Below are 19429 nucleotides of genomic sequence, written 5' to 3' on the forward strand. Positions count from 1 at the left end.
CGATAAAAGCGTTAATTTTATCTGAAACTTAGTTTTTGTAACGCTAAATATTTATATATGAAAAAGCTAGTATTATTTCTCTTATGTTTTTTGAGTGTTTGTTCTGTATATTCCATTGAGGTGTCAAGGATGGAGCCTTCCTGCTGGTGGGTAGGAATGAAAAATCCGGAATTACAGATTATGGTGTATGGTGATAATATTGCAGAGTCAAAGGTGCATATTGATTATCCGGGAGTAAAAATCAAGGAAGTTGTTGAGTTGGAAAATCCCAATTATCTGTTTATTTATTTGGATATATCCAAGGAAGCTTCTCCAGGAGTAATGAATTTGACATTCCAGAAAGGAAAAGAAAGTCTAACCAAGAATTTTGAGTTGAAGGAAAGGAATAAAAAACCTGGAGCTGCCGGTTTTTCTTCTGCGGATGTTATGTATCTGATAACTCCGGACCGTTTTGCAAATGCAGATCCGTCAAATGATAATCTGGATGATGTGAAAATTGACCGTTCAAAGGCTGGTGCACGTCATGGTGGTGACTTACGCGGTATTATAAATAAGTTGGATTATATTCGCGATTTAGGCTTTACTACAATCTGGTTGAATCCAGTGTTGGAGAACAGGATGCCAGGTGGTTCTTATCATGGATATGCTATTACGGATTTTTATCAGGTGGATCCTCGTTTTGGAACAAACGAAGAATATTGTGAGCTTGTAGATAAAGCACATGAAAAAGGTCTGAAAGTTGTGATGGATATGATTTTCAACCATTGCGGCAGTTCTCACTGGTGGCTGAAGGATTTCCCTTCTTCGGATTGGTTGAACAATCAGGAAAACTATGTTCAGACAAATCATTATAAGTGGACTCTTATGGATGTTCATGCTCCTAAATCAGAAAAGGATATTCTGGTTAACGGATGGTTCACCAGAGGTATGCCGGACTTGAACCAAAAGAACAAGCATTTGGCACGCTATTTGGTTCAGAACAGTATCTGGTGGATTGAATATGCACGTATAGATGGTATTCGCCAGGATACTCATCCTTATGCAGATTCTGAATTTATGGCTGCATGGTGTAAGGAAGTGGAAAATGAATATCCGGACTTCAATATTGTGGGTGAGGCGTGGTATCCGAGAGGGACAGCTTCTGCCTGGTGGCAAAGGGATTCAAAATTGAATGAATCAAACAGTAACCTGAAAACGGTAATGGATTTTGATTTGACTTTCACTTGCCAAAAGGCATTTGTGGATGAATGTTCAAGCAGTGAAGGTTCAGAAGCAGGTTTGTTCAAGATTTATGAAGTGATTGCCCAGGATTTTATGTTTTCAGACCCAAACAATATTTTGACTTTCCTGGATAATCATGACTTAGGCCGTTTTATGCGAAAAGGAGAATCTGACTTGAGAAGATATAAACAGGCAATAGCATTTTTATTGACTACACGCGGAATACCTCAGATTTATTATGGAACGGAAATCCTGATGTATGGAACCAAAGCGGAAGGTGACGGTGTTATCCGCACAGATTTTCCTGGAGGCTGGAGTGGCGACCCAAAGAATGCTTTCACTGCCGAAGGACGTACGGATTTGCAGAATGAAGCATGGAACTATATGAAAAAACTCTTGAACTGGAGGAAAGGTTGTGATGCAGTGAAAGAAGGAAAACTAATCCATTATACTCCGGACCAGTCTGGTTGTTATGTATATGCAAGAATTAAAGGAGACAAGACTGTCCTGGTTTTAATGAATGGAACAAATCAGAATAAGGCATTAGATATGAAACGCTTCCATGAGGTTATAAAGGATTCTCGTTCGGGAAAGGATGTTATAACAGAAACTACTGTTCCGGTTGACGGAACTGTTGAAATTCCTGCACGTGGTATTTATATTTTGGAGCTTCTCTAAATTTCAAGTTGACAAGGAGAAGATGTTTAGATTCTCCTTGTCAACTCGTCAACTTATAGTTAGTCTTGTGAAACTGAATCAATTCTTTTCAGTGAACTTGCCAAGAGCAAGATATTTCTCATACAATCCCTGATATACAGCCGCACGTGCAGCATCAGGATAATATTCTTTGGCAAAGCCTGAATTCATAGCTGCAATAGCATCTTCTACCTTAGGATATACGCCGGCAGCTGTTGCTGCAAACATTGCTGCTCCCAATGCACAAGCCTGGTCGGTGTTGCACACTTTCACAGGCATATTCAGAACGTCGCTCAATGTCTGCATTACGAAAGGAGATTTCAGAGCAATACCTCCGATTCCAATTACATTGTCAATTTTCACACCTTCGTTGCGGAAACGGTCCACAATAGCTTTTCCTCCGAAAGCCGTTGCTTCAACCAATGCACGGAAGATTCGTGGAGCGTCAGAACCGAGACTCAGACCAGTGATACTTCCTTTCAGCATCTGGTTTGCATCCGGAGTACGACGGCCATTGATCCAGTCTGTTGCAATGATTGTACTTTCTTCCATTGGAATTTTTTCTGCTTCGGCAGTAAGTTCAGGTATGATTCTGTCTGAAGTTTCCTCAATAAGTTTCTTCTTTGTTTCTTCATCAATGATTGATGATTTAGCCAGAATATTCTTTAGCGGGAACTCAAGGACTTTCTTGAACCAGGCATATACATCACCGAATGCAGACTGACCTGCTTCCAGACCAACCATTCCAGGGATTACAGAACCATCCACCTGACCGCAAATACCTTTGATAAGATTATCTCCGATTTCTTCATACGAAGCCACCATCACGTCGCAAGTTGATGTTCCTATAACGCGGACAAAAGTATGAGGAGTTACTCCAGCTCCTACTGCTCCCATATGGCAATCGAAAGCTCCACCGGCAACAACGACATTAGTTGTAAGTCCCAATTTTTCTGCCCATTCTTCAGTAAGATGGCCGACTGGTTTATCTGCAGTTTCTGTGTCGGTGAATAGTCTTTCTCTGAATCCTGCAAGAAGTGGGTCCAGCTCAGTAAGGAATTCTTCACTTGGCAGACCGCCCCATTTAGGATGCCACATGGCTTTGTGACCGCAAGCACAACGGCTACGCACAATGTCTTTTGATGATGAAACTCCTGTCAGTAATGCCGGAAGCCATTCGCAATGTTCAACGATTGAATATGCAGCCTTTCTGACAGCTTCATCTTCACGCAGAACATGAAGAGCCTTTGCCCAATACCATTCAGAGGAATAGATTCCTCCTTCGTATGCAGAATAGTCGATATCCCATTTCTTGCAAAGAGCGTTGATTTCAGCAGCTTCGTTTACTGCAGTGTGGTCTTTCCACAAAACGAACATTGCATTAGGATTTTCAGCAAATTCAGGCAACATAGATAGAGGCACTCCATTCTTGTCTGTGAATACAGGAGTTGAGCCGGTAGTGTCGAATGCTATACCGACTACTTTTTCTGCTGTTCCTTCAGGGCATTCAGCCAATGCTTCACGAACAGTTGCAATCAGTACGTCTATATAATCCTGCGGATGCTGTCTGTACTGGTTGATTGAAGGGTTGCAATATTTCCCTTCCTTCCATCGCGGATAATATTTAACCGCAGTGGCTATAGTTTTTCCCGTTTCGGCATTCACTATTACGGCGCGTGCCGAGTCGGTTCCGTAGTCTAAACCGATGACGAACATAGGATTTGAGTTTATTAGTTTTTGAGTTTTTAAGTTTATTAGTTTGTTTTTGAGTTGACGAGTTGACAAGTTGACAAGGTTTGTTCCAACGGATTTGCAATCCGTTGGTTTGTTTAGGTGGATTTGCAATCCGCATTTTCCAACGGGATTACAAATCACAACTGAACATTGTGTCGCCCCTTCAGGGCTTTTTTGGGGGGAGGGGTGGTGTCATTGTTAACCCGGGGCTGATACCCCGGGCTATCAAATCCGCATGTGCGGATTTGTGTAAGGCTTTCAGCCTATGTTTTGCAACACCCACCTATAAAAAGGATTTCAGCCTTTTCTACCTTGTATCTGTAGCCTTGTCAACTTGTTTCTGAAACCTTGTTATCTCAACATATAATAAACTTCATTCATCCTAAGCTCTTTCTTGAAGTCGTTCAGGTTGGTATTCTTGTCGATAACAACCATTTCGATACCTGCGATATCTGCGAAATCCTGCAAATATTCAACAGAAAGGTCGAAAGAGAATGCAGTATGATGAGTACCGCCAGCCATAATCCATGCAGCAGCACCAACTTCAAGATTTGGTTGAGGAATCCACAATGCAGAAGCAACCGGAAGTTTAGGCAGAGGTTTGCTCTTGATACAATCAACAACATTTACAATCATACGGAAACGGTTGCCCATATCAACGATAGTTGCAGCAACACCTTCACCCTGTTTGCTAGTGAACACAAGGCGAGCAGTTTCACTGTCAATACCGATGCTCAGCCTGTGTACTTCCAGTTTAGGTTTGTGTTCTGCGATAAGCGGACAAACTTCAAGCATATGTGCCTGAAGAATTGCACTTCTTTCGCCATCAAAATTCAAAGTATAGTCTTCAAGGAAAGAACATCCTTTAGGCATGCCCTGGCTCATGAACCACATAGAACGGTAAAGTGCCGCAGTTTTCCAGTCGCCTTCTGCGCCGAAACCATAACCTTCGCTCATCAATCTCTGTGAAGCTAAACCAGGAATCTGGTCGAATTCGCCCAAGTCGTCGAAGTTAGTAGTGAAACCTTTTGCTCCTTTATCCTTCAAAAGGCGGCGTAATGCGATTTCTGCCTTAGCAGAGTTCCATACTTTTGTATATGCTTCTGTTCCCGGTTCTTCCAATTTTGGGTCGTGGTCATATTCTGCCCAATATTGTTCAACCAAAGCTTTTGTATCTTCATCGCTTACAGCTTTATAATAAACCATAAGGTCATTGATTGGGCAATAGTCAACGTGATATCCCAAAGTTTGTTCAGCAGAAACTTTGTCGCCATCTGTAACAGCTACGTTATTCATCTGGTCACCGAATCTCAAGATAAGCATATCCTGAGCATCAGCCCAAGCAGCACATACACGCATCCAAGCAGCGATTTTCTTCTGAGCTGATTCGTCCTGCCAGTGGCCTACAACGATTTTGCGGTTCTTTCTCATGCGTGCGCAGATATGTCCGAATTCGCGGTCACCGTGAGCAGACTGGTTCAAGTTCATGAAATCCATGTCGATTGAATCCCAAGGAATTTCCTTGTTATATTGTGTGTGGAAGTGCAACAATGGTTTTCTCAGTTCCTGCAAGCCGTGAATCCACATTTTTGCAGGTGAGAATGTATGCATCCATGTGATAACACCGATACATTTATCATCGTTGTTTGCAGCTTTCAAAGCAGCTGTCACTTCTTTTGCTGAGTTTACTGTTCCTTTATAAACAACCTTCACAGGAAGATTGCCTGTGGCATTCAAGCCTGCTACCATTTCATTACTATGTGCGTCTACTGCGATTACGGCGTCGCCACCATACAATAACTGTGCTCCGGTTATAAACCAGACTTCGAATTGATCATAAGAGTTCATAGGATTTAAGTTTTAAAGTTTATAATGTTTTGAGTTTTTTAGTTTTTAAGTTTATGAGTTGACAAGGGGACAAGTTGACAAGGCTTCAGGAAATAAGATATTTCTTCTTGACTTCTTAACTACTTAACTACTTAACTACTTAACTTCTTGACTCCTTTACTCCTCATTTCCCTTGTCCATAATATGCTCCCGGTCCATGTTTCCTGTTGAAATGCTTTTCCACCAACAGTGGATTCATTGTCAGTGCAGGATTTATGGAGAAAGAGAAGCATGCCATTTTTGCGACCTGTTCCATAACTACAGCATTATGAACGGCATCAGCTGCATCTTTTCCCCATGAGAAAGGACCGTGGTTCTTTACCAGAACTCCGGGAGTATGAACCGGATTTATACCGTTGAAGCGGCGCACTATGACATTACCTGTTTCAAGTTCATAGTTACCCATCACTTCTTCTTCAGTCATATCTTCTGTACAAGGAATATCGTCATGAAAATAGTCGGCATGAGTTGTTCCGATGTTAGGAATATCTTTCCCTGCCTGAGCCCAAGCAGTTGCATAAGTGGAATGTGTATGGACCACGGCGCCAATTTCCTTGAAATTCCTATACAACACAAGATGTGTCGGAGTGTCGCTCGATGGTTTCAGTTTACCTTCTATAATATTACCGTCCAGGTCAACAACCACCATATCTTCAGCCTTCATTGTTTCATAGGAAACTCCGCTTGGCTTTATTACAACCAAATTGCTTTCGCGGTCGATAGCCGAAACATTTCCCCATGTGAAAATAACCAGCCCGTGTTTTACCAAATCCAGATTTGCGCGGAAAACTTTTTCTTTTAAAACTTCCAGCATATTATTAATTATTTATATAAGTTTCGCAAGTTGCTCTACTTAAAAGTTTATAAGGCAAAATACCAGTTAATCCGTTAACTGAAAGTTGAGTCTGCAGAAACTTGATTTATTTGCTCTTTGGTTTGTGAGTCTATAAGTTTTACATCAATTAAATACATGCAAATTATCACTCATCTACTTATTGCGAAAGTAGGAGTTATTTGAATAGCTTGATTATCTTATTGATATGTTATATAGCATAAATGTGTTTTATGTACACTTTTCTGAAAGGATTTATGTAAAATATAATTAAATGGAATTTTGTGTTATACAATTTCAAAGTAGATAAGTATAAAAAGTCTAAGTTTTATTATAAAATCGATTATTAATAATCAATATTTTAAAAACAGAATTTTGTCATATCATATAAATATATTATTTTGGTAAATAAAATGTTATATGAGAACAATTTCAAGAAAGCAAGTGTCTTTCCGTTTGCGTGAGGATTTATTAATATCTTTAAAAGATGGAGCAAGGAGAGCTAATATAAGTCTAAATACTTTTGTAGAAAGTATATTAATTGATGCTGTAAATTTTAAGCCTAATGAAGAAACTATTAGTGCAATAAATGAGGCACATATATCAAGAGAGAAGAAGCTTTTTGATAGTGTTGAAAGTTTAATGGATGAGCTTAGAAAGTAAAGGCCAAAATACATCCGACCCCAATTCCAAATATATATAGAAGTATCTCCAAATATATATAGAAGTATTTTGAGCTACGTCCGTATATATTTTTAGGTGAAAAAGGTTTAGTTTTTATATCATTTTAGTTATTGTCTCATTCCTATACAAGGACTTTCCAAAACTATCTTTCATCTTTTGTAAATATGATTGATAATCAGGGAAATCCTGTGATTTTATACAAACTTCACAAAACTAGAGCTTAAATCACAATATTCTTCTGATAGATAAGATTTTGTCTAAAATGTGAAACTACACAATAGTAAATTCACTGGTATATTGCATAAAAACTGCTTATGTTTCCGGAAAAACATAGGTAGCTTTCAGACGGAACACTACTATGTTTCCATAGTAATACAATATATTTTATGTTACTATCGTTATACTTCAAGAGTTTAATTTTAATATAAAAATGCTATTTATGAGAAGAATATTATTGTATTTGTTGTGCTTTTTATCTTGTGTAGCTTCCTTATCTGCACAGAGTTTATGGAAACTGGAGGGTGGTATTCATATGGATAAAACAAAAGACTGGGGGAAAACGAATTCTGTTTATTTTAATGTTGGTACAGAATATTTGGATAGAGGTTGGTTTAATTTGTCAAGTAATATCGGTATATTAAGACATGGAATAGTATTTGATGTAACTAGTGATGCCGGGAATATTATTTATGATATAACAAGTTCTGGAACTTTTCTGACTTTGAATACTATCTTTGATGTTAAGAAAACATCATCTGATGGTTATACTTTTTATTTAGGGGCAGGTCCTAAATTGGATGTACTATTAGGTTCTGGTTTGGATTCAAAATATGGACATTCAGAATTTGATGATTCTTATTTAGTTGATTTCTCTCCTGTAGTTTTTGGAATGCGTTGTGAGCTTGGTGTAAAGAAGCGTTTTGGTAAAGCAACAGATGTAGGGCTTGTTGTAGCCTATCAACCATCGTTTACAAATATCATAAAACATTTGTCTGCTTTTAATCAATCAATAAATGTAGGTTTGACTATAGGATATGAGTTCTCGGCAGGGAAAAATACTCAAGGAGAAAAAGCGGCTAAAAGGACTTTAAAATTAAGGAGATAAAAGAGAAGATTCTTCATAAAAGCAAAAAGACCTAAGGTTTAATCTTTAGGTCTTTTTTTGATATTGTATATGAAAGGTTCGGAAATAGATTATCTCAATCCTCCAAACAAATCCCAACCCCTTTCAACACATTCAATGAAATGTTGGAGTCTTTGGACAAATATTTTCGGAGTTTTGTAATAAAGACATCAAGACTTCTGGAAGAGTAGAAATCAGAAACGCCCCAGATAGTGTTGAGGATGTGTTCTCTGCTTACAACTTTGCCTTTTTCCTTGCAGAGCATTTCAAGAATTTTCGCCTCCTTTGCTGTAAGAGACTGTTTCTCTTCGTCGTGGCAAAGGAGATTTTGTGAAGGAGTAAAGGAATATTTACCAATTGGGTAGATGATTTCTTCCGCCTTGTCCTCAGCTTTCGTAGCAGATATATTTTGTCTTATTTTCAATACGGCTCTGATATGCGCATCAAGTTCTTCGGGAAGAAAAGGCTTTTTGATATAAAAGTCGGCTCCTGCCTGATAACCGTTTATTACATCGCGGGCATTGGTGAGTCCGGTAATGAAAATCACAGCAATCGAAGGATAATGTTCCCTTATATGCTGAACCATTGTCATTCCATCCATTACCGGCATTTCAACATCCGAAACAATAACATCAAACGTATCTTTTGCCAAAGCATCCAGACCGTCTTTTCCGTTGACTACAGATTCGACCTCATAGCCTCCGATAATTTGCTCCAGACTGCTTTTAAGGATAAAACTAAGGTTCTTGTCATCTTCAACCAATAATACACGTATCATATTCTGTTATTTTTTTATTGGCAATGTTATTACAAATTCGCTGTATTTTCCTTCCACACTGTTCAGCGATACGTTGCCGTTCATTGCTGTAACGACTTTATATACATAATTCAAGCCAAGACCGAAGCCTGCAACTTTTCTGTCTTTCCGGTATTCCAGTCCGCCACGGTGAAATTTGTCGAATATGTGTTTCTGTTCTTTCAACGGAATTCCCCAACCATTGTCCCATACTTTTATTACAACCGAATTGCTTTGCAGCTCTGCCGATAATTTTATGGTAACATCTTTATTGGAATATTTCAGAGAATTGTCAATCAGATTGCTGATAACTTCTTTCAGATATTCTTTGTCTGTTGTCATATTTAACGGCTGTGGGCAATCTTGCAGAAAAGTAACATTCTTATCTGTCTTGACATTATATTTCATCACAAGTTCTTCAAATAATACCGACAAATCAACTTCTTCAGAAGTAAACTTAAGTCTGGATTGTTCCAGTTTGGCTATTGTTAATATTTTTTCCGAGAGATTCAGAAGATGAGAATTTTCCTCATTTATAATAGAGAAATATTGCTTTTTTAATTCTGGTTTGTTGTCCATCAGTCCGCTTTCCAAAGCATGACTTGCCATGGTAATTGTGTTGATAGGCGTTTTCATATCGTGAATCATGGCATAAGTGAAATCTTGCCTGATTAGAGCTATTTTGTTTTGTCGGATAATAATTCTTACCTGATAAACTATACACCAGACAACAAAGCAGAGGAGCAAAGCTGTTGCTATAAGCAGAAAACTCATTTTACGGAAAACGATAATATAAGGATTGACTATTACAGCCTGAACATACTCCGTCCTTTCCCAATTTAGTGAGACTGCTGATGTTTTCACTGTTCTGAAGAATCCGTTTGGATGAGATTCGTTGTCTGTTTCCAGTGAATTTCCAAGAGAATCAACCTTCATGCAATACAACTCAGCCTTATAACCTTCTTCTTCCAATGAGCTTTTGAATATAGAGTCAAGCAACGGAAGTGATGTTTGCGATTGATACAAAGAATCTGCATAATGATTGAGGAAAGATATAATATGTTCCTTTAGTCTTTGGTCATTTAGATTCTCGTCGTAGTTCATATTTGAGGAAAGATTCAATGTCGTGTCTACTCCGGAAATTTCGCTTAACCGTTCAATAGTTTCATTCAATACAGCTTTTGGAAAAAGACGGTTCCCGGTTTGATACAACTGATGCTCCAGCAATTGGTATGTGTTTGCCAACCATACGGATTGCAAAATCAATATGATTATCAGTCCGAGGAATGTAATTATTTTAATGTATTTCCCAATCATATATCTCGTTTTGCCGGTAAAAGTAGTGAAAACATCTTTTGAGGTTATCTGTCCGAAAAAGATATAACAATTAATTAACAAAGCCATAACATGAGGATAACCTATTATCGGGAGATAAACCGGTTACTTTGCCGCAGAAATTAAAACAAGCATATTATGAAGAGATTCTTACTTTTTATTCTGGGTGTTGCTGCCTGTTCTGTTCATCTGATGGCACAGAATATCAGAGGCAAAGTTGTTGATTACGAGAATAAACCAATTGAAGCGGTAACTGTTGTCATGCAGTCCGCAGATTCCGTATATGTGGATGCCGCGATAACAGATGTGAACGGAGATTTCACATTCAATCATAATATTGAACATTATCGTCTGATTTTCCAGCATCTTCTTTATGAAACAGTGTCGGAAGAATTTAAGGAAGATAGTGCCGGTGTAATTATTATGAAGGAAAAGGATTATACACTGAACGAGGTAGTTGTAAAAGGAGAGCGTCCACTGGTGAAAGCAGTTAATGGTTCACTGACTTATGACGTTGCCGTGATAGCAGAAAAGTCGGCAGTCAGCAATGCTTACGATGCAATTACCCGCTTGCCCGGCGTAATGGAACAAAATGGAGCTTTGAATCTGTTGGGAGCAGGTGAGGTTACAGTTATTCTTAACGGAAAACCTTCTTCCATGACTGGAGAACAGCTGACGAATCTGCTCAGAAACACTCCGGTGTCGAATGTGGAAAAAGCAGAGGTGATGTATAGCGCACCGGCAAAATACAGAGTGAGAGGCGCTGTAATAAATGTAGAACTTAAAAGACAGAAATCTGAAAATTCCTTTGTCCGTGGCGAAGTTGGAGGAACTTTTACACAAGGAAAATATTCACGTGGCAAAGGAGATTTGAATCTTTCTTTCGTAGGAGAAAAATTAACTGCCGATGTTTTGTATTCTGCCGATTATTCGAAAGTGAAAACAGCTTATGATTTCATATCTCACCACACGGTAAATGGGAAAGTATATGACGTGGACCAATATAATGACGGCTCAAAAAGAAACATGGCTCATAATATCCGCACTTCTTTAGACTATCAGATAGCGGAGAATGACAATATTAATATGGCATATACAGCGGCCATAAGTCCGAATGCCAAGAGCGTGGACAACTCAAAAGGAAGTTTGTCCGAATCATCAAATATAACTACAGGCAATGAGCAGATGCATAATGTAAATGTTGACTATACTTCCAATTGGGGAATGAATGTTGGTCTTGATTATACATATTATTCTTATCCCAGACTACAGGACTTCAAGAATATTGCAGCCGATGGCAGTAAGGATAATTTCCTTATGAACAGCAATCAGAACATCAATCGTTGGAATGTATATGCCGGACAGAATCATTCTTTGGTTGCCGGTTGGAATATAAACTATGGAATCAATTTCTCTTTTGCCAATGAAAAGAGCTCACAGGTTTATAAACCTAAGGATGGAAAAGATATGTCTTCATTGAATACAGACACTGAACTGGGCGAGAAAACATATAATTTTTATGGTGGATTTGAGAAAGCATTCAATGAGCGTCTTTCTCTTTCTCTGTCTGTTGCCGGTGAATATTATAAACTGGCAGACTATGACAAATGGGCTGTGTATCCGTCAATGCAATTGAGTTTCATACCATCAGCTTCGCATATTTTCCAATTGTCATTTTCATCAGATAAGAAATATCCGGATTATTGGGAAATGCAGGATGTTACAGGATACATCAACGGATATTCAAAGGTTAAAGGAAATCCGCTGTTGCGCCCGTCATCTGAATATACTGCAAATCTCACATACGTTTTGATGAGTAAATATATATTCAATATTTATTATACCCATGAAAAAGATTTGTTTGCTCAGCTGGCTTATCAGAATCCTGATGAACTGTCGATGTTATATCAGACTGTAAATTTCGATTATGAACAGAACTATGGTATATCGGCAGTGATTCCGTTTACGGTTGGAAATTTCTGGAACTCGCGAATCACTCTTGACGGTTCGTATTTCAGAGACGTATGCCGCAAGTTTCATGATATAAGCTTTGACAATTCCGTTTGGCGAGGTGTGGCAATGATGAACAATACATTTAATATTTCATCAAAACCATCATTAAGCCTTGAGTTGAACGGTTTGTATGTTTCTCCATCCATTCAGGGAATTTATGATCTTACATCTATATGGAAAGTTGATGCCGGACTGAAATGGACTTTTGCTGATAAAAATGCTGAACTTCGTTTTACGGCTAATGATATATTCAACAGTGCCGCACCTGACGCGACAATTAATTACAAAGGTCAGAACTTCAAAACTCTCCAGCATGCAGACAGCAGATATTTGTCAGTTTCGTTCACCTACAAATTCGGCGGCTTCAAGTCGAAGGAACATAAGAAGGTGGATGTTTCGAGGTTTGGGTATTGAGTTTTATGAGTAGACAAGGTTTCAGGAACAAGTTGACAAGAAAATATAGATTATGCAAAACTTGTCAACTCGTCCCCTCGTCAACTTGTCTCTTATCTTTATTGGATTTATCTTTGCAGCATGGGATATAAATGTTTATGAAGAAAATAAATTCAATCTGTGTATATTGTGCTTCAAGCACCAAAATAAATCAAGTATATTTCGATGCTGCAAACCGTTTGGGAAAAATTCTTGCGGAAAAGGGGATACGTATAATTAACGGAGCGGGAAATATCGGTCTTATGGGCGAGATTTCAGATTCGGCACTTGCTGCCGGAGGAAAAGTAACCGGAGTGATTCCTCATTTTATGGTTGAGCAGGGTTGGAATCATACAGGACTTACGGAACTTATTGAAGTGCCTGATATGCACGTAAGGAAGCAGACAATGGCTCGTATGTCTGATGCTGTAATTGCCTTGCCTGGAGGTTGTGGAACTATGGAGGAACTTTTGGAGATTATCACATGGAAACAGCTTGGGCTGTATCTTCATCCGATAGTAATATTGAATGTAAACGGTTTTTTCAATCCTTTGCTGGAGATGCTCCGTCGTGCGGTGGATGAGAATTTTATGCGTGAGCAGCACAGTGCAATATGGGCTGTTGCCGAAACTCCGGAAGAAGCTGTGGAGCTTGTGCTTTCTTTGCCGGATTGGGACAAGAATATACGGCGTTTTGCTGCAATATAAGATTTGGGGTGTGTTTATTCCACACCCCATTTTTTATTTGGCTCGTCGCCTAAAGTCAATTCCAATGTTCCTCCTTTCATAATATCGGCATAATCCAGATAACAATGATTATATGTTTTTCCGTTCAGTTTTGCTGATTGGATATATACACTCTTAGGAGATTCTTTTTTCACCATTATCTTGAAATGTTTTGAAGGACCGACTTCAATATTTACTTCATCGAATATCGGAGATGTCAATTCCATACGTGTGTCGCCCGGACAAATAGGATGTATTCCTGCTGAGGCGAGAACATACCAGGCAGACATTTGTCCTACGTCTTCATTTCCAACCAAACCTTTCACATCATTCTTATATGCATTGTGGCAAATATAGCCGGACCAATATTGGGTTTTCCAAGGTTCGCCCAATCTGTTGTAAAGGAAAGGAACGTGATGAACCGGCTCGTTTGCATGATTATAGAACTGGTTCCAAAGGAAGTCCGACGGAGTGTTGTCGAACATATAATCCAAGTCGCGGACAGTCAGCTCTCTTCCTCCTTTAAGCTTAATTAGACCTTCAATGTCGTGAGGAACAAACCAACCTTGCTGGAAAGGATTTGACTCTACGCTGCCGAAGCCTTCTGTCAATCGTCCTTTTTCCGGCCAAGGAAGGAAATTACCTTCTTTGTCTTTCGGGCAGAAACTGTTGTGGCTTGCGTCAAAGATGTTTTTGTATGACTGCGACAATTCTCTGTATCGCTTCTCATCTTCGCTTTTACCTAACTCTTTTGCTAATTCTGCCATACACCATTCCGTATAGGCATATTCCAATGTCTGAGAAATGGAGTTTGGAGTATAACCAAGTGGAGTATTACCGAACTTCTTTGATGTAAGGTCAGCAAAACGCCACGCCTTTTCTATATCATAACCTATTATACCTTTCTTATAGGCATCTGCCAGAACCGAAATTGCTGGATTTCCCACCATACAACCGCTGTATGCATTCAGAAACTCCCATCTTTCCAGATAATTCTGACCACTTTCCTCGGCCAATGTAATCAGAGAGTTGAGAATATCGTGGATTACATCCGGACGGATAATAGTGAGCAATGGCATCTGGCTGCGGAAGACATCCCAACCGCTGAATATCGTACGTTTGTTGAAGTCTTTTGTTTCGTGCACTTTTTTGTCGCCTCCGATATATTTGCCGTCAACATCGGAATACAGACGTGGGTCGAGCATTGTGCGATATAATGCAGTATAGAAAATAACTTTATCATCTTCGTTGTCTGTCTCAACAGAAATCTTAGACAGGGCTTTTTCCCATTTATCCTGGCTTTCGCTCAGTGTCTGTTTGAAATTCCAGTGAGGAATTTCCGCCTCAAGATTCTTTTTTGCTCCCTCTTCACTTACAAAAGAAATACCAGCTTTCAGAAAAACTTCTTCATCTTTTTCAGTTTCGAATTCGGTGAAGAAACCGATATGTTTACCGGAATATTCCTTTACTTGCCTGTGAATTTCAGCCTTTGAAGTAAGTTGTTGGAATGCTTCGGATTCGATAAACTCACGTTTGCGAGATTGTCCTTCGGGAATAGCCACCGACCATACACCGTAATTTTTCAGAGGCTTTGAGAATTGGGCATAAAAATAAACAGTGTAATCTCCCTTTCCGTCGCCATTTCCCCAACCGCCACCGTCGGGTGTACAAACCATTTTTCCAGTGATTGTATTTTCATTTACTACGCGCACTTCCTGCCAAGTTGAAGTTCCGCCGACGCGGCGTGCAAGGTCAATCTGTATTCTTGATTCTTTGTTTTCCGGATATGTGAATTTAAGGAAACCGCAGCGCTGTGAAACTGTGGCTTCGGTTGTGATATTATAGTCACTGAGCAATACACGATAATATCCGGCTTCGGCATATTCGCTGTCTTTTGCATAGCGCGACCTGTATCCGGCATCGGGATTGTCCAAATGGCCGGAGTTAGTGTGCATTTTGCCTATTGTAGGCATAACCAGGAAATTCCCCAAATCTCCATACCAGCCGATTCCGCTCATTTGGGTGAAGGCAAAGCCTTCGATACTTCGGTGTTCGTCGCTGTAGCCCGGACCGTTATCTCCACCGGTAATTGTATTCGGACTTACTTGCACCAAACCAAAAGGAGAAGTTGCTCCGGGAATAGTTTTACCCAATCCGTGGGCAGCTCCCGCATCTTTGATATTCGTACTTGCTCCGATAAATGGATTTACATACTCAACTTTACGTTTTTTCTCGTTCCCAGCCCACAATGAAATGGAGGACAAAACGAAAAGAACGGTTAACAACTTTAGTTTCATGGATTTATTTTTCGATAATATATGTTGTATTAATTATGATTAAGTCTTTGTCTTATTATTTATAAGTATCGCAATTTGCTCAACTTAAAAGTAAACAAGGCTTCAGATATAAGTTGAGCTTGCGAAACTTCAATTATATAATTTCAATATACGGGTTGAAAATACTAATATTTCATAAAAGTATCGGTATGCGATAGGGGGAAAATATATTACGTGTGTTTATCATAATATATCCATAATTTATGATATTTGATATATTGTTGTATTCCAGTAAATTACATTTTCAGTCTTTTTTTAAGGCTTGGAAAAAGTTTTTCATATATTATGAAAAAGAATTTTCATTAGGGTGAAAAAAGATTTTCACAATATATGGAAAAAAAGTTTCATATATTATGGAATGCTGGAATGATTACATTCATTTTTTGGCAGATAAGAAAATAAGTTTTCAAAGTCTTTGAAAAACCTTGTAAACTTGTTCTTTTGTCTTCTTGTAAACTATAAATATAATTGAGTTTTTATGGGAGTGAACAGGTTTTTACCATTATTTCTGATTTTAGTGTTGATGAGCGGATGCGGCTCTTCAAGAAAAATGAATAAAAGTGAGAAAGCGGGATTGGGAGCTATAATCGGTTCTTGGGTTGGAGAATTATTTGGAAGAGGAGTAGGAAGTGCGATAGATTCCGACAATGGTGAGGAAATAGGCGGAATTATAGGAGCAATGGCTGGAGGAGCCGCCGGTTCGACAATAGCTTATAATAAGGCTGAAAGGGAAGATGCTGCCAAGTTGGCTACATCAAACGATTATAAGCACCCGGCATCATTGATGGCTATTCCTCTGTTGAAAATAGAGAATTGTTATGTCGGTGATGATGTTTCGGCAAACGAACCTTTATATGGTGGAAAAGATTATGAATTGAAATTTGATATTGTCAATAACGGGAATTATGCAGCTCTTGATGTTGTACCGGATATAAAGGTTGTCAAAAATGCTTCGAAGGTGGAATTACAGGAAATTGTTCCCGTCGGTGATATTCCGGCTCGTGGAAAAATAACATATAAGGTGCGAATGAAAACATCGCCTAAGCTGAAACGTGGCAAGGTAGTTTTCTCTGTTTCGCTGAAAGAAAGAAAAGGATTTAGCACGGATTATGTGAAGTTTGAGATGAGGGTTGGGAAACACAAACCCCTATAAACAATTAAAGGCTGTCTCACGACAACCCCTAATCAAACTTTGTTAACCTTAAATCTAATACTATTATGAAAAAACCACGGTGCAAAGGTAGCCTTTTTCCGTGGTTTGTCAAGTCTTTTTCGGCTAATAGTTGTTAAAGCTGTTTTAAATTGATTTAAAACAGCTATTTTATAACCATAATCTTGGTCACAACGCTCTCTTTTGCCTTTTCTGTGGCAGATAATACGAGATAAACACCAGTAGCAACGCGGCGACCACTGATATTTCTGCAATCCCAAGAGAATTGTCCGCCAGTACATTTGCCCTGATAAATCAGATTGCCGGCAACGTCGGTAATTTTTACACTACTCTGGTCCATAAGTCCGGTGATAATCACTTTCTGGTCGAAATCCGGACGGACTGGATTCGGATAAGCGTGTACTGATGAGAAATCCTCACTTCCTTCGGTTGCGTCACCAATATATGATACTATTCCTTTGTCTGTTCCGAAGAATACTTCTCCCGTTTTCGGGTCGATAGCTATACTTTGCACACGATTAGAGAACAACGGAGAATTATCCGTAGTGAAATTCTCAATCACTTCAGTTCCGTCTTCGTTTACAAGGAACACACCGGAGCTTTCCGTAGCAAGCCATTTTCGATTGCCGCCGTCAACGGCAATTGCATTTATTTGCTCTCCATTCAGAAGATAGTCAGATTCGTCAGCCAAAACAATACGGTTGAAACGCAAGTCTTCAATGTTTGAAGGCATATAACATACAACCGGACCGATATTTGTTCCAACCCAGATTGCTCCGTTCTTGTCTTCAGCCATACAATAGAAAAGGCTAGCCGACAAAGTTTCGCCTTGTGAACTGATAAGTGACGTATATAATTTATATGTATCATCCGAAGTGTCGTCCAGTGTACCTTTATCATCCATAGCGAAAATACCGGCATTTGTAGCACGCATATTATTCACAATCTTGAAATTATTCTTTGTGATGATAAGTTTATCCGTAGTTGTTGACTGATTAATCGGAGTGTTGTTGAACGTAATCCAATTGCCGTCTTTTTGCAGCACGTTGATTGTTGAATTTACTCCACTGCTGACAACCCAAAGATTTCCGCTTTCATCAAATGTGAGTCCTGTGACACGTACATAATGCTTTGATGTTCCTACAGCAGACTGAAGCGGACTGTTTCCAACAGTATAATGATTCAGAACTTGTCCGTCTTTTATCTCAAACAAACCTTCGCCATATGAGGCAATGAAGAATCTGCTTGTATCGGCAGGGTCGGTTACGGCGCAGAGGAAGTCCTGGCAATAGTCTATTCCTGCTTGTTTGGGTAATTTCGATTCATCGAGATTTATCCAGTTGTTGTCTTTATATCTCATGAAAGTAGCAGGCTGGTTTTCTCTTTCAGCCCATCTTGCTCCGCCTGTCACAAGCAATTGCCCGAATTCATGCGACATAAAATACGGAAGATTCCTTTTCGGACTGTTGATTGCCGGTTGTTCCACAATTTTCTTGAATGAAGAAGAATTTCCGTCTTTCTGAACACCAAGAATTCCGGAGGTGGAATTGGCAATCCAATAAGTATTTCCCTTCAGAGTCGTAATATCCTGAATTGTACTAAGCCCGGTAATCTGCTCTGTTGAAGTAAGACTGTTTGAAATATAAACTTTTCCGTTGGTAAAACTCATCAGTTTTCCGTTTTCCAACTTGAAGCCTTTTATTCCGGCATCTTTAAATAATGTATTCACTGTTCCGTCTGCCGTCTGATAAAACACACCGTTAGATGGAACATAGAAACAAAGGACATTCTGGAAACTTGCAATGTTTCTGATACTTTTTGCCTCAAAAGCCGAAGAGTTCACACTGTGGCTGCTCCAGTTGTTGCTGTCCAAAAGATTGTCGTTTACGTTTCCTTTCTTCACTCCTTCGTCGGTCACGGCATATACATAATTGTTTAGTACAGCACTTGCATATACATTGCCAATCATGTAAGTGTCGGTCACTTCTCTTTTCTTCAGATTGACAACCATTATTCCGAATTGTGAAGATACATATGCATATTCCTTGTTGAAAGAAACAGTGTTGACTGTTTTATCCTGGATTGTTGTATTTTCTTTCAGGAAAGGAAGATTGTAGGTTGTCCCTTCAGCGATTATGTCGATATTACCATTGCTATATACAATCAGCAAAGCATCGGCCTCGGAATTATAACCTATCTGAGTTATGTCAACATCACTCAGAGAATTCAGTCTGGAGTAAGTGTTGAGGCTATTGTCTTCCTGCTTGAACGAATACAAAGCACCATTGGCAACGGCAAAAACTTCCTGATTTGCCTGGGCAATCTTAGTCGTGTTGTTATACGAAAGATATGACTGCCATCTTCCGTATTGCGCGTTGATTGCCAAACAAAATGAAAGGCATAATAATATGTTGAGAATTTTCCTCATTATTCAGACATTTGAT

At 39.1% G+C, this 19429-nt stretch carries 13 protein-coding genes; 6 read left to right on the forward strand and 7 right to left on the reverse strand.

Features of this window, described 5'->3' with window-relative positions; genetic code table 11:
* Nucleotides 1-57 precede the first annotated feature (57 nt).
* Nucleotides 58-1899, forward strand: coding sequence for a glycoside hydrolase family 13 protein (locus tag ACYIAR_RS10090; RefSeq protein WP_480329373.1), 1842 nt, complete (start codon nt 58-60; stop codon nt 1897-1899).
* Between the two features lie 78 nt (nt 1900-1977).
* Here the strand turns inward: ACYIAR_RS10090 and ACYIAR_RS10095 are convergent, their stop codons facing one another.
* From ACYIAR_RS10095 to ACYIAR_RS10105, 3 genes are all read right to left on the reverse strand, one after another.
* The gene (locus tag ACYIAR_RS10095; protein WP_480329375.1) at nt 1978-3633 is read right to left on the reverse strand and encodes a ribulokinase; all 1656 of its coding nucleotides are present in this window, start codon (nt 3631-3633) and stop codon (nt 1978-1980) included.
* A 369-nt stretch (nt 3634-4002) separates the two neighbouring features.
* Nucleotides 4003-5499 (reverse strand): L-arabinose isomerase, encoded by a 1497-nt coding sequence (gene araA, locus ACYIAR_RS10100; protein ID WP_480329377.1) that lies wholly within the window; start codon nt 5497-5499, stop codon nt 4003-4005.
* A gap of 163 nt (nt 5500-5662) precedes the next feature.
* A complete protein-coding gene (locus ACYIAR_RS10105; RefSeq protein ID WP_480329379.1) occupies nt 5663-6352 on the reverse strand; it encodes an L-ribulose-5-phosphate 4-epimerase in 690 nt (229 codons plus the stop codon).
* A 438-nt stretch (nt 6353-6790) separates the two neighbouring features.
* On the opposite strand from ACYIAR_RS10105, the gene ACYIAR_RS10110 reads away from it, so the two are divergent.
* On the forward strand, nt 6791-7033 hold the full coding sequence (locus ACYIAR_RS10110) for a toxin-antitoxin system protein (RefSeq protein ID WP_480329381.1): 243 nt from the start codon (nt 6791-6793) through the stop codon (nt 7031-7033).
* A gap of 460 nt (nt 7034-7493) precedes the next feature.
* Nucleotides 7494-8159, forward strand: coding sequence for a hypothetical protein (locus ACYIAR_RS10115; RefSeq protein WP_480329383.1), 666 nt, complete (start codon nt 7494-7496; stop codon nt 8157-8159).
* A 94-nt stretch (nt 8160-8253) separates the two neighbouring features.
* Here ACYIAR_RS10115 and ACYIAR_RS10120 read toward each other — a convergent pair whose 3' ends face one another.
* Together ACYIAR_RS10120 and ACYIAR_RS10125 are read right to left on the reverse strand one after the other, a co-directional pair.
* A complete protein-coding gene (locus ACYIAR_RS10120; RefSeq protein WP_480329385.1) occupies nt 8254-8955 on the reverse strand; it encodes a response regulator transcription factor in 702 nt (233 codons plus the stop codon).
* A gap of 6 nt (nt 8956-8961) precedes the next feature.
* Nucleotides 8962-10290 (reverse strand): sensor histidine kinase, encoded by a 1329-nt coding sequence (locus ACYIAR_RS10125; RefSeq protein ID WP_480329387.1) that lies wholly within the window; start codon nt 10288-10290, stop codon nt 8962-8964.
* A 156-nt stretch (nt 10291-10446) separates the two neighbouring features.
* On the opposite strand from ACYIAR_RS10125, the gene ACYIAR_RS10130 reads away from it, so the two are divergent.
* Together ACYIAR_RS10130 and ACYIAR_RS10135 are read left to right on the forward strand one after the other, a co-directional pair.
* A complete protein-coding gene (locus tag ACYIAR_RS10130) occupies nt 10447-12735 on the forward strand; it encodes a TonB-dependent receptor (protein WP_480329389.1) in 2289 nt (762 codons plus the stop codon).
* Between the two features lie 137 nt (nt 12736-12872).
* On the forward strand, nt 12873-13460 hold the full coding sequence (locus ACYIAR_RS10135; protein WP_480329391.1) for an LOG family protein: 588 nt from the start codon (nt 12873-12875) through the stop codon (nt 13458-13460).
* A gap of 14 nt (nt 13461-13474) precedes the next feature.
* Here the strand turns inward: ACYIAR_RS10135 and ACYIAR_RS10140 are convergent, their stop codons facing one another.
* Entirely contained in the window at nt 13475-15775 is a 2301-nt protein-coding gene (locus ACYIAR_RS10140) for a GH92 family glycosyl hydrolase (RefSeq protein ID WP_480329393.1), read from the reverse strand.
* Between the two features lie 589 nt (nt 15776-16364).
* On the opposite strand from ACYIAR_RS10140, the gene ACYIAR_RS10145 reads away from it, so the two are divergent.
* Nucleotides 16365-16967 (forward strand): hypothetical protein, encoded by a 603-nt coding sequence (locus ACYIAR_RS10145; protein ID WP_480329395.1) that lies wholly within the window; start codon nt 16365-16367, stop codon nt 16965-16967.
* 163 nt (nt 16968-17130) lie between these two features.
* Here ACYIAR_RS10145 and porZ read toward each other — a convergent pair whose 3' ends face one another.
* Nucleotides 17131-19413 carry a type IX secretion system anionic LPS delivery protein PorZ gene (gene porZ / locus ACYIAR_RS10150; RefSeq protein WP_480329397.1) on the reverse strand — a complete coding sequence of 761 codons (2283 nt, stop codon included), beginning with the start codon at nt 19411-19413 and terminating at the stop codon, nt 17131-17133.
* Nucleotides 19414-19429 lie beyond the last annotated feature (16 nt).

This window comes from Parabacteroides sp. KHUB-01 (assembly GCF_056640935.1).